Source organism: Algoriphagus aurantiacus (genome assembly GCF_035156405.1).
Classification (GTDB): Bacteria; Bacteroidota; Bacteroidia; order Cytophagales; family Cyclobacteriaceae; genus Algoriphagus; species Algoriphagus aurantiacus.
Genome location: NZ_JAXRUT010000007.1, coordinates 59,501 through 72,688, shown reverse-complemented (window position 1 = coordinate 72,688; position 13,188 = coordinate 59,501). Strand labels below are relative to the sequence as shown.

The following is a 13,188-nucleotide window of genomic DNA, read 5'->3' as shown; positions in this document are numbered from 1 at the left end:
TACCCAAGTTTGAAATCATGTTGGTGTATAATTGATAATTCAATTAACAAACCCAACTAATGAAAAAACTTTTAATCATCGCATGCTTGATTTTGTCATCCTGCTCGGAAGCTTCAGCTCCAGAACCCACTCCAATACCACCAACCATCCTAGATCCAGTCGGGGAAGTAAAGTATTTTGGGCAATTAAAAGTAACAGATGGCAAGTTGACTGATAATGGAGGTGCTGCTGTTATGCTTCGTGGAGTGAGCTTTGGCTGGCATAACTGGTGGCCTAGATTTTACAATGCTTCCTCTGTCAAGTGGCTAAAAAGTGACTGGAATACCAATTTGGTGCGTGCTGCTATGGGAATTGACCCTGCAGGTGCCTATTTAGAGAATCCTGAGTTTGCCATAGAGAAAATCAAAGCTGTGGTGGAAGCTGCCATAGCTGAAGATATGTACGTGATTATCGATTGGCATAGCCATGAACTTTATCCGGAGCAAGCCAAGGCTTTTTTTATTGAAATGGCAAAAACATATGGTGATCATTCAAACGTGATTTATGAGCTTTTTAACGAACCAGATTACGAAACTTGGGAGGAAGTAAAAGCATACAGTGAAGAAATCATCACCGAAATCAGAAAATATGATCCTGATAATTTGATTCTCGTGGGGTCGCCTACATGGAGTCAGGATATTCACATAGTAGCTCAAAACCCAATTCTAAATCAAGAGAATATTATGTATGTACTGCATTTCTATGCGGCTACTCACAAGGACTATTTGAGAGAACGAGCAGAGAAAGCATTTAATGATGGTTTACCGCTTTTCGTCACAGAATGTGCAGGGATGGAAGCGACAGGAGACGGACCTATAGATACTGCTTCTTGGAATGCTTGGCTTAGCTGGATGGAAAGCAGAAAAATCTCATGGGCAGCTTGGTCTATTGCGGACAAAGATGAGACTTGCTCTATGCTATTGCCAACAGCATCGTCTGAAGGAAACTGGACAGATACCCATGTTAAGCCTTGGGGTGAAGTAGTGAAAAAAGCTTTGGAAAAGAATCTGGAATAGCTCAGCGAATAATATTTTAAATATTTCTGGTCTTTGATTCGGGTTTTTGTACCCGAAATAAGGATGTAAAGACAGGTAAAACACTCGTTTTCAATCGATTTCGGAGGGGTTAACATTTGATACCCCTAATAAAAACATTTGAATACCCTCTGCGGAGATTACTAAAACTACATTTATTCGGATCAAAGCAATAAACCCAAAAACCTGATCCCATTCTTTTCGGATTGAATTTTACAAAATTCAAGCAACACTGAATATGCAAGTTCGGTGAAAGGAATACTACTCAGTTTTTTGGTGTTTGTTGTATTGATTTTTTAACAAAACCTAAACTGAATGAAATACTACCAGCTATCAACCGGATTAAATTTTACCTCGGGAAAACCTTTTCCTGCTCAAAACCTATATACCAATTTATTACAATTAAACCCCTCATGATGAAAAAACTATTACCGATTTGGCTCATGCTCTTGGTAGGTGTAGTTCAGGCTCAGGTCACGGTCAAAGGTACCGTAAACTCTGAAGCTGACGGACTCTCTCTTCCTGGCGTAACAGTGCTGGTGAAAGGAACCACTACTGGCGTAGCAACTGAAGTTGATGGAACCTATTCAATTACTGCTCCTTCTTCACAATCCATTCTGGTTTTTAGCTTTATTGGCTACAAGTCTCAGGAAGTCTTGGTAGGTAACCAATCGACAATTAACATCACCATGGAAGAAGATATGGCTTCTTTGGATGAAGTAGTGGTGGTAGGTTACGGTACTATGAAAAAACGTGATATGTCCAGTGCACAGGTATCTGTGACTTCTGAAGACATAGAGCGTACAGTCAATACAACAGTTGAACAAGCCCTGCAAGGTCGTGCTGCTGGTGTATATGTGACACAAAACACAGGTGCTCCAGGAGGAGGGATCTCGGTAAATATCCGTGGTGTCAACTCAATCGGAGGCACCAACCAGCCGCTATATGTAATTGATGGAGTTCAGGTGCAGCCAGCTGCTGTGTCTTATGGTAACACTTCTTCGACTAATCCATTGGCAGGTCTTAACCCAAGTGATATCGAGTCAATGGAAGTATTGCAAGGTCCTTCCGCCACTGCTATTTACGGATCAAGAGGTACCAATGGTGTAATCATGATTACTACCAAACGCGGTAAGGCTGGTGAAACTAAAATAACTTACAACTACCTGTACACACTTCAGGATAAGCCTGAAAATTTAGACGTAATGTCACTTAGTCAGTATGCAACTATGACTAACGACATCCGCGAAATTACTGGTGGAGATCCTCCGGCAGCATTCTTGGATCCATCACTTTTGGGTGAGGGTACCAATTGGCAAGATGCACTTTTCAAAACAGCTCCTTTGAACAAACATAATATCACACTTACAGGCGGTGATGAGAAAACCAAGTTTTACATCTCCGGTGAATATTTCAATCAGGAAGGTGTAGCCATAGGTTCTTCATTTGATCGCTATTCAGTAAGAACAAACATCGACAACCAAACAAGAAAATGGTTGAAGCTTGGCTTGAACTTGCAGCTTTTCCATACGGATGAGCAATTAGCTACAGGTAGCTCTGATGTGATCAACAACGCTATTCAGATGGCACCAAATGTACCGGTTACCAATCCTGATGGATCTTGGGGTGGTGCAGATCCTGTGAATGGATCAAGTTTACAATTCACTCCAGCTAACCCGATTGCTTTGGCTAACCTATTAGATAGAAGCTATAAAAGAAGAGGTATGCAAGGTGGATTCAATGTAGAAATTGATATAGTGAAAGGCTTGAAGTTCCGCTCTATGGTGAATACAAACATTAACTATAACAATGGTCATTTCTTTACTCCAACCTACACTCTGGGTGTGGTGACCAATGACACGAACACATTGAGTCAAGAGTCGAGCAACAGCTTCTACTGGAACTGGAACCAAATGTTTACTTATAATGCCGTTTGGGGCAAGCATGCATTGGACGTGATGGCCAGCCACGAAGCACAAGAATCTCAATATGAGTTCGTGAACGCGGGTAGAGTGAATTTCCCTTCAAATGATCTTCAGGAATTAGGTCTTGGCTCTGCTCAAGGCGCTACCAATAGCGGTGGAGCTAATCAGTGGGCTATGGAATCTTTCTTTGCGAGAGCAAATTATACCTTCAATGAGAAATACATTCTTTTGGGTGCAATCCGAGCGGATGGTTCTGCCAACTTCGGACCTGAAAATAGATGGGGTTATTTCCCTTCTGTATCAGCAGCATGGAGAGTATCTGAAGAAAGCTTCTTGCAAGATGCTACTTGGTTAGATGAATTCAAGATTCGATTCGAAACAGGACTTACTGGTAATCAAGGTGATGCAAATGCAATATTTGCACCATTAAGTTCACCAAGTATTCCTACTCCTTGGGGTGGCGGCTTCCTAGTATCTAGATTTGGTAACCCTAATTTGAAATGGGAAGAGACTTCTACTGTTAACCTTGGGTTCAACTTGAACATGTTCAATAACAGAGTTCAGATCGAAGGTGATTTCTACTTGAAGAAAACTGATAACCTACTTTTGCCTAACCCGCTACCTTGGTACATGGGTACATCTGCTGAGGGAAGCATCGGCACTCCTACAGTAAACATCGGAGCTTTGGAAAACAAAGGTTACGGTATCACAATCAATACAATCAACATTGATAACAGAGCAAGCGGTTTCTCTTGGAGCTCTAATTACAACTTCTCAGGCTTCCAAACCGAAGTGACGAAATTCTTCTCAGAGACTGCATTCATCGACCGTACTGCATGGTGGTTGAATAACTTCACTGCGAGAGCTCAGCCTGGTTATGCACCTTGGTTGTTCTATGGTTATCAGGCTGATGGCTTGTTTCAATCTCTGGAGGATGTGGAAACAAGTGCAAGACCTGTAGATAACTCTGGAAACCCAATTCAAGTTGATCAACAAAATGGCATCTACGTAGGTGATATTAAATACAAAGATCTGAATGAGGATGGTGTAATCGATGAGCGTGATCAGACTTTCATCGGAAACCCTTGGCCAAAATTCACTTTTGGCATGACTCAGCAATTTTCTTACAAAGGCTTTGCACTTGATGTCTTGTTTACAGGAGCTCTTGGTGTAGATATCTACAACTATAACAGATTCCTAAACATCAACCCAAACAATGTGAACTTGGGTAGAAACATGCTTCTTGAAACCTACGATTATGCCAGAATCGAAATGGATGAGTCAGGCAATCCTTTCATAGCAAACGCAGGAACTGAAATTCCTAGAATTACAGCGACTGACTTAAACGGAAACGGAACCAGAATCTCTGATAAATATGTAGAGGACGGATCCTATGTTAGGATTAAAAACATCAACCTTTCTTATGTAGTCCCTAATGAATTGCTTGGTAAGCAAAATGTAGTAAGAGGACTGAAAGTAGCTTTCGGTGTTCAGAATGCATTCACATTCACCAAGTATAAAGGATATGATCCTGAAGTAGGTGCTTCTATAGGGAACAATGTATCTGCTGGAAACCAATTGATCGGTGTAGACTACGGTAGATATCCTCAAACCCGAATGTATACATTCAGCTTAGGTGTTGACTTCTAATCCAAAAAATCATATACAAATGAAAACAAACACGAAATTCCAAAAATTAGTCCTTGGAGCTACTTTGCTACTTGGAGGAATGGTGGGCTGTTCTGAAGATTTCTTGGATAGACCCCCATTGGACGCAATTGTAGATGCAAACTTTTACAAATCCGATGATCAGATTTTGGCAGCATCTGCACCACTTTATAACATAGTATGGTTTGCTTACAATGATAAAGCAAGTCATGGGATAGGTGATGCCAGAGGTGGTACACTTACTTCTGGGTCTTATCAACTAGAAAACGTAAGATTCAATACAACAGGTGAAACTGCTGAAAATGGAGGCTCATGGAGAGCTTTCTATAATGTAGTAGCTCAGTCAAATTCCTTGATCAACAATATCGATGCCTATGCAGGTGAAGATGTGACAGAGCGAATCAAAAATCATGGTCTTGCAGAAGGTAGATTTATGAGAGGCTTGGCATATTCTTACTTGGTGCAGAACTGGGGTCCAGTTCCGATTATTACCAATAACACGGCACTTCTTCAGGATACTACCATTGCGAGAAACACGGAAGAATCTGTGTGGCAATTCATCATCAAAGACTTCAGATTTGCTACTGAGAATCTTCCTGAAAGTCCTGTACTTAATGGAAGGTTGACCAAATGGAGCGCTGAAGGTATGCTTGCAAAAATGTACTTGACAAAAGCAGGTGTTGGAGGAACAAGAAACCAATCTGATCTTGATTCTGCAGCATACTATGCTAAGCGAGTGATAGATAACTCAGGTGCTTCTTTGATGCCAAACTATGAGGATCTTTTCAAAACTGCGAATAATAATAATGTTGAAACACTAGCTGCGCTACAGTGGGTGTATAATGCAGGACAAGCAGGTGCATGGGGAGCACAAAATTCTGTGCAAGCTTTCTTGGCTTTCGGTTCTGAAATCACTGGTTTCGGTGACGGATGGGGTGGAGACATTGGAGCTTCCAAGTGGATGCTGGATATGTATGATGATCTAGTATTTGATGAGCGTAGAAAAGGCACATTCATGTTCCCAGGTGATCATTATCCTTACATCACTCAAGTACCTCCAGGTGGTTCTTCACAAGAGCTAAGAGTTCCTGCGAGAAGTATAGACGGAAGCAGAGAGTATAATACTAGGGCTTGGGTGAAGAAATATGTAGTAGGCCGTCCTGAGGATAATGATGGAAAAGTAGTACAGCAAGGCACAGAGATCAATACATATATACTAAGATTGGCAGACGTTTACTTGACCTATGCAGAGGCAGTTTTGGAAAGCAATCCTGCTGAAGCATTGAAATATGTAAACCTTGTAAGAGAGAGAGCTGGTGTGAACGCACTAACTTCTGTCACTTGGCAAGACGTCTTCGAAGAGCGGATCAAAGAATTTGCAATGGAAGGTCAGGCTTGGTATGAATTCACCAAACTGCACTACTATGATCCTGCTAAAGCCTATGAAATCCTATCTAATCAGGATCGAGGTACTTTCAGAATATATGCTGATCAGATCCCTAATCCTACCTTGTGGGAAATTGAGATCCCTGCCGATGATTCATCACCACGATATTTTGATGTGAGTTCATCAAACTTCCTGATCCCTATACCTTCTGCAGAATTGTCGAGAGCTCCTAACTTGAGGAAACCAGCTGTACCGTATGATTTCTCTGCACCAGAAAATTAATTTGTGGACTTCTATTGAACTATAAAAAATATGAAAATCATAAAAGATATAAGATCCTCACATTCGCTCTTGGTCGCTTCATCACTACTCATGGTGATTTTATTAGGAGCATGTAAGGAAGAAGATGAAATAAATGTAGGCCCGCCGACTATCGAGCGGGTACGTAATACTGATCCTTCTACAGCAGACAGTGCATTTACTTCTGCTACATTAGGAAGTACTTTAGCAATCTTGGGTAATAATCTATTGGGTACACAGCAAGTTTATCTAAACGATTATCCACTAGGAGTAAATACTGCCTATGTGACTAATAATTCTGTGATCGTAACAGTGGGAGACTCAGTTCCAACTGTTGCTACAGATCCGAATGTTCCTAATACTTTGAGATTAGTGAACAAAGCAGGTGAGGCAATTATAGAATTCAATACACTACCACCAGCTCCGCAGGTAACTCAAGTGAAGAATCAATATGTAAAATCCGGGGATGAGCTTACACTGTTTGGTAGATATTTCTATTTCATAGATACAGTTTACTTTCCAGGTGAAGATGTGTATGTCACGTCTGGCTTTGAGACTAATGCAGCGGGATCCTCGCTTAAAGTAACTGTACCTGAAAACCTAGATTTTTCAGGAGGTCAATCCATAAGAGTTGTTTCAAAATCCGGTGGGTCAGCTACGAATAGAAATACCCAGATCTATGCTGATAAAGGTATGATAGCTGATTTTGATACCAATGGAGTACTTGAATGGCCATGGAACTGGGGATGGGGACTATCGGGTGATATGATCCAGCCTTCACAGCCTGGCATCTCAAGTCTCGATGGTAGCTTCGGGGGAATGAACCAAGCTTTCCCAGCAAATTATGGATGGAACAATGACAAACTCGTCAATTTGGCTAATTGGAATGGGGTTCAGATTTTCCCGGAGGGAGAAGGTTATGAGCCAAGTGCGCCAGCGGCTAATTTTGATATCAGATTCGAAGTAGCTATAAATTCTACTGTATCTATTGAAGGCCTTTTGATGCAAATCTGGTATCCTGATGCCAACGGTAATGAATTAAGCTATAACATCCCTATGAGTGATTTCATTAAAACGACGGATGGAAGTTGGTACACCTTATCTACTAACATGACCAGATTAACCAATGGATCTACTCGCCTAAATACGTACGGAGATTTTCTTCAAGGTGATGGTTTTGCAAAGCAGCTGAGACTAGTTGTAATGAATTCCACATCAAATGATATTCAAGCAGTAATAGGTATTGATAATATCAGAGTAATTAGAGCAGTTAATTAAATAGTATAGCATAAGAGGTTTATTAATCCAATCTCCGGGGCAGAGTGTTCTGTCTCGGAGTTTTTTCTAAAATTCTAATCAACCACTGCGCTTGAAATCTCAATTCTCCTTATTTTATTCCAGTACTATCAATTTACTCCAGAGGATTTTACTAGGAGTCATATTGTTATTTATTGCATGTCAGGAAAAAAAAGAATTAGAAACAACCACACTTTTTGAGCTGATAAGTACTGATTTTACCAAACTCTCTTTTACCAATCAGATCAAGGAAACTCAAGCAGCTAATATTCTAACTTACCAATACTTCTATAATGGTGGTGGAGTTGCTGTTGGTGATGTGAATAACGACGGATTGGAAGATCTCTATTTTACCGCAAATCAAGGCCAAAACAAACTTTTTTTGAATCAGGGAAACCTGAAATTTAGAGATGTCACTTTGGCAACTGCAACAGGCGGTAGAGATAACTCTTGGAGTACTGGCTCAGCAATGGTTGATATCAATGCAGATGGCCTTAAAGATATTTATGTCTGCTATTCTGGGGATTTACCAGATGAACAACGAAGAAATCAATTGTTTGTCAATCAGGGGTTGGACAAGGACGGAATTCCATTTTTCAAAGAAATGGCCTCAGAATACGGATTAGATGATCCGGGGTATAGCACATCAGTATATTTTGCTGATCTAGATCTGGATGGGGATTTGGATATGCTATTGCTCAATCACAATCCAAAGCTTTTTAGTAATCTAAATATTAATGCTTTCGAAGCGATGCTTAGCTCAGTTGACTCGATGAGCAGCTCGAAGATTTATAGAAATGATAATGGCGTTTTCAAGAATGCAACCAAAGAATTTGGTTTGACCGAGACAGGTCTGAGCTACGGTTTGGGAGCATCGATCGCTGATTTTAACGGAGATGGCTTTCCGGATATTTATTTGGGGAATGATTATTCGGCTCCAGATTATCTATACATCAATCAAGGGGATGGTACTTTTTCCAATGAGATAAGCAGAGCAATCGGGCATACGAGTCTTTATACCATGGGTGTGGATGCGGCCGATATCAATAGGGATGGCAAGCTTGACTTGATCAGTCTTGATATGCTGCCAGAAGATAACACCAGACAAAAGTTGCTTTTCACCCCTGAGAACTATGAGCATTATAATCTATTCCTTAAAGCAGGGCTTCATCATCAATTGATGCGCAATATGCTGCAGTTGAATAATGGGGATGGAACCTTTTCAGAAATTGGTCAGCTGGCTGGAATAAGTGCCACAGATTGGAGTTGGGCACCTTTATTTGCTGATTTTGATAACGACGGCTTTACAGATCTTTTTGTCAGTAATGGTTTTCTGAAGGATTTTACAAATCTTGATTTTATTAATTATAGAAATGAATACCTGCAAAATTCCAAGGTTTCAGCTTCAGGAATTAATGAATTGATCGAGAAAATGCCTGCTACCAAAGTAGGTAATTATGGCTTCAAAAATGTCAATGGAATTCAATTTGAAAATCAATCCGAAAGATGGGGGTTGAATACACCTGGGAATTCCAATGGAGCAGTTTATGCAGATTTAGATAATGACGGGGATTTGGATTTAATTTTGAATAACCTGAATGAACCCGCTCAAATATTCAAAAACCGCACTTCAGAATCTGATAAGTCAAATTACCTTCAGATTCGATTGAAAGGTCTAGAAGGAAATTCTGACGGAGTGGGAGCTAGAGTCAGCGTTTATCAAAATGGACAAATCAACTATCAGGAACAGCAGATTTACAAAGGATACCAAGGCAATGTCAGTTCAGTTCTCCACTTTGGATTAGGGGAGGGAAAAGCAGATTCTATTGAAGTACGCTGGAAAAACAGGAAAATCAGCCGGATAAAGAACCCTGAAATCAACCAACTAATTGAGGTAAAAGAAGCTGAGGCAGAGCTTGAAATATCATATGATAATTGGATTTTATCAGATTTCACTCAAATAGGTCATTACCTTATCGACTCCACTGCTAAACTTCCAAATGATTTTAAGAGACAGAGTCAGTTGCTCTATAGCCTGTCTCATGAAAAAGTGTCAATGATAAAGGCTGACTTAACTGGTGACGATAGTACTGAAGTAATAATCTCAGATGGGAAAAGAGTTTATTCTGTTTCGAAGGAAGGTATCGCAATGGGAGAGGATACCTATCAAGTATACAGTTCAGAGTTTCCTGGGATCACATCTATCGCAGCTTTGGATGTAGATGGAGACTCGGACCTAGATCTTTACGTGGCAAAAGGCGGATATTTTGATTTGGAGGAAGGTGATCCCAGACAGCAGGACCTACTTTTGATCAATGATGGAACGGGTAACTTTACCAAATCGCAACTGGATTTCGGGTCGCTTCCTTCAGAAAACGTAATCACTTGGGATGCCAACGGTGATGGAAAGAATGATCTATTTGTCGGTTCAGGTTATGTGCCTGGAAGATGGCCTGAATCTGTGCCAAGCCAAATTTGGATGAATTCTGGAGAGGGTAATTTTTCTTCTATTTCCCTAGAAAATATATCTAGAGTCAAAGCCTCACAAACGTATGATCTGGATCAGGATGGATTAGACGAACTGATTATTGCTTCTGAATTTGACCGCATTCGTATTCTAAATCTAAAAGACGGTAGGATAGTTGATCGCTCAGAAGAGTTCTTGCCTGGCGGAAAATCAGGACTTTGGTCATCAATTCTCATTAAGGATCTGGATGAAGATGGAAATCCTGAGTTGCTGGTTGGTAATTGGGGATTGAATTCTAGATTACAAACTGACGATGTAAATCCCGTTCGAGTTTATTTTGAAGACTTTGACAGCAATGGATCTATCGATCCGCTAATGACTTTTCCCGTGATGGGCGAGGAATATCCTTTCTTCTCTAGAGATGAACTTGCTGCTCAGATGTATAAAAAGAAGGCGCTTTTTCCAACTCACGAAGCCTTTTCCAAAGCAACAATTCAAGATATTCTAACTCCCCAAGAACTAGAGAAAGCAAAGGTAATCGAAGCTCAAATTCTTGAAACGAAAATGTACACCCTGAAGAATGGCGTTTTCGAAGAAGTGATTTTACCGATACTTATTCAGTCATCACCGATTCAGGCGATTGCTGCTCTGAACGCATCCAAAGGGTTTGATTTGCTACTTCTCGGAAATCAGGAAAATGCGCGCCTAAAAATTGGTAAAATGGATGCAAATCCAGGCTGGCTACTTCATAAAAATGATCAGGGAATATGGGGGGTTGTGACGCCGAATAGAACCGGACTTCAGCTGAGATCCAATGTGAGCAGTGCTGTAAATATTGGAAATACACTCTGGGTCGGTATTCCTTCCGTTGGTGTTTACAAATTCGGGTATTGATTAAATTATAGTATTAAAAAAATCGGGAATCAACTTATTAAGAACATGTGGGCGGAAGATTGCTGGCGTCTTGGCCTTTTGCCTACCTGTCCGGTAGGCTGGGTTCTTTTGGGCCAAGCCAAAAGGACAAAGAAATCGAGCCTGACTCAAGTGTCACACAGGAGGATATTTAATAATCCCTGTATGTTCAATCGACTATTTCTCAAAAAAAAACTAAAAAATTTAACTTATAAACAGATGAAATCGAGCATGTCGTAGGCGACACACAGAGGGATGATTATCCTCCAAGCGAGATTCCATCCCGATTTTCGGGACAGGTAATGACCATTAGAAAACAATTATAAACACATGAAAAGTAAGCATATTTTAATTCTAAGTTTGCTTTTGATCCAATGGGCTTGTAAGGCTCCAATGATAGATGAAAATCTACCTGTTGATGAATCAATCCGTCTCAATCAGATCGGCTTTTACCCTGATCAACAAAAGATCGCTGTGATCTTAAACCATGAAGAAGCAGAGGATTTTGTGATATGGGATTTAGACAAAAAGGATATCGTTTACGAAGGGAAACTATCTGAAGATATTGTTAAAACTTTTTCTGGACAAAACTCAAGGATCGCTGATTTCTCACAGTTTAATCAAGTAGGAAATTATGTTTTTGTACTATCTGGAGTGAGCAAATCTTATCCTTTCGAGATCCAGACAGACATCAATAAAGAACTTGGAAAAGCTAGTATAAAAGCTTTCTATTATCAGCGGGCCAGTTTGGAATTGGACAATGCTCATGCTGGAGTCTGGGCTAGATCTAAGGGACATCCAGACGATCAAGTGATGATTCACCCTTCGGCAGTTTCAACTTCTAGAAAGGTTGGCGACTTATTTTCTTCGGAGAAAGGCTGGTATGATGCTGGTGATTACAATAAATACGTGGTGAATTCAGGTATAACCATGGGGACCCTACTGTCTCTTTTTGAAGACTATCCAAGCTATTTTCAAAAACTAGAATTGAATATACCCGAATCAGGAGATCAAATTCCCGATTTGCTGGATGAAATTCGTTGGAATTTGGACTGGATGATCACGATGCAGGATCCTGGAGATGGGGGGGTATATCATAAACTTACTACGGCCAAATTTGAAGGAATGGTTGAACCGCATTTAGCAGTGTCTCAGCGTTATTTTGTAGCTAAAAGTAGTACTGCAACTTTGGACTTTGCAGCTGTAATGGCGCAAGCTTCCCGGGTTTACAAAGCTTATTTCCCTGAAGAATCAGTCACTTATTTGAAAGCTGCTGAAAAGGCTTGGAATTGGACAATAGCTAATCCTGAGGTGCTTTACACGCAAAATGAAATGAATGAAACTTATGATCCTGATGTCGTGACTGGAACTTATGGGGATAATAATCCTATCGATGAACGGATTTGGGCTGCATCAGAGCTGTTTATCACTACTCATAATTTGAGCTACTGGGAAGAACTGGCTAATGCGGATCAAAGTTTCAAACTACCTTCTTGGAATCAAGTAGCTTGGCTGGGATACTATTCCTTGTTGAGACATCAAGACAGCATCACCTTATTGCCTCAAGAATGGATGGCTATGCTTAAGATAAACTTACTTTCCGCTGCTAGAGCTCAACTTGAAGGCACTGATGCAACTGCTTTCCACACTCCTATGGAGACGAATGTCAGGAATTTTATATGGGGGTCAAATGCAGTAGCAGCAAATCAAGGAATACTCTTACTATATGCCTATAAGCAGAGTAATGAGCATGTATTCTTGGATGGAGCTTATAACAATCTAGATTATATTTTAGGGAGAAATGCCACAGGATATTCTTACGTTACTGGTTTTGGAAGCAAAACTCCTATGCATCCACATCATAGATTAGCTGAGTCGAGACCGGATTTGCCTCCTTTGCCTGGTTTTATAGTTGGTGGGCCGAATCCAGGGCAGCAGGATGGATGTACCTACATCAGTTCCTTTGCCGATGAATCTTATACGGACGAGAGTTGCAGCTACGCATCCAATGAAATTGCCATTAATTGGAATGCACCTTTTGCCTATTTGTCTAATTCATTAGAGGCGATCAGTCAATAAATGGCTATAGAAGTATTGTTGCACGCCCATTCATTGAATTAAGTTTAGATGTTTCAGAATTTTTAGGCAAATTCCCATTAG

General features: G+C 40.5%; 6 protein-coding genes. All 6 read left to right on the top strand.

Annotation, left to right across the window (positions count from 1 at the left end; genetic code table 11):
* The first annotated feature begins 59 nt into the window (after nucleotides 1-59).
* Nucleotides 60-1,055, top strand: coding sequence for a glycoside hydrolase family 5 protein (locus SYJ56_RS09050; protein WP_323833628.1), 996 nt, complete (start codon nucleotides 60-62; stop codon nucleotides 1,053-1,055).
* Between the two features lie 434 nt (nucleotides 1,056-1,489).
* A complete protein-coding gene (locus tag SYJ56_RS09045; RefSeq protein WP_323833626.1) occupies nucleotides 1,490-4,648 on the top strand; it encodes a SusC/RagA family TonB-linked outer membrane protein in 3,159 nt (1,052 codons plus the stop codon).
* Nucleotides 4,649-4,667: 19 nt separating this feature from the next.
* A complete protein-coding gene (locus SYJ56_RS09040) occupies nucleotides 4,668-6,335 on the top strand; it encodes a RagB/SusD family nutrient uptake outer membrane protein (RefSeq protein ID WP_323833624.1) in 1,668 nt (555 codons plus the stop codon).
* 30 nt (nucleotides 6,336-6,365) lie between these two features.
* Nucleotides 6,366-7,631, top strand: a complete 1,266-nt coding sequence (locus SYJ56_RS09035; RefSeq protein ID WP_323833622.1) for a glycan-binding surface protein — start codon at nucleotides 6,366-6,368, stop codon at nucleotides 7,629-7,631.
* Between the two features lie 91 nt (nucleotides 7,632-7,722).
* Nucleotides 7,723-11,010: a VCBS repeat-containing protein gene (locus SYJ56_RS09030; RefSeq protein WP_323833619.1), complete on the top strand. Its 3,288-nt coding sequence runs from the start codon at nucleotides 7,723-7,725 to the stop codon at nucleotides 11,008-11,010.
* Nucleotides 11,011-11,358: 348 nt separating this feature from the next.
* On the top strand, nucleotides 11,359-13,107 hold the full coding sequence (locus SYJ56_RS09025; protein ID WP_323833617.1) for a glycoside hydrolase family 9 protein: 1,749 nt from the start codon (nucleotides 11,359-11,361) through the stop codon (nucleotides 13,105-13,107).
* Nucleotides 13,108-13,188: the final 81 nt, after the last annotated feature.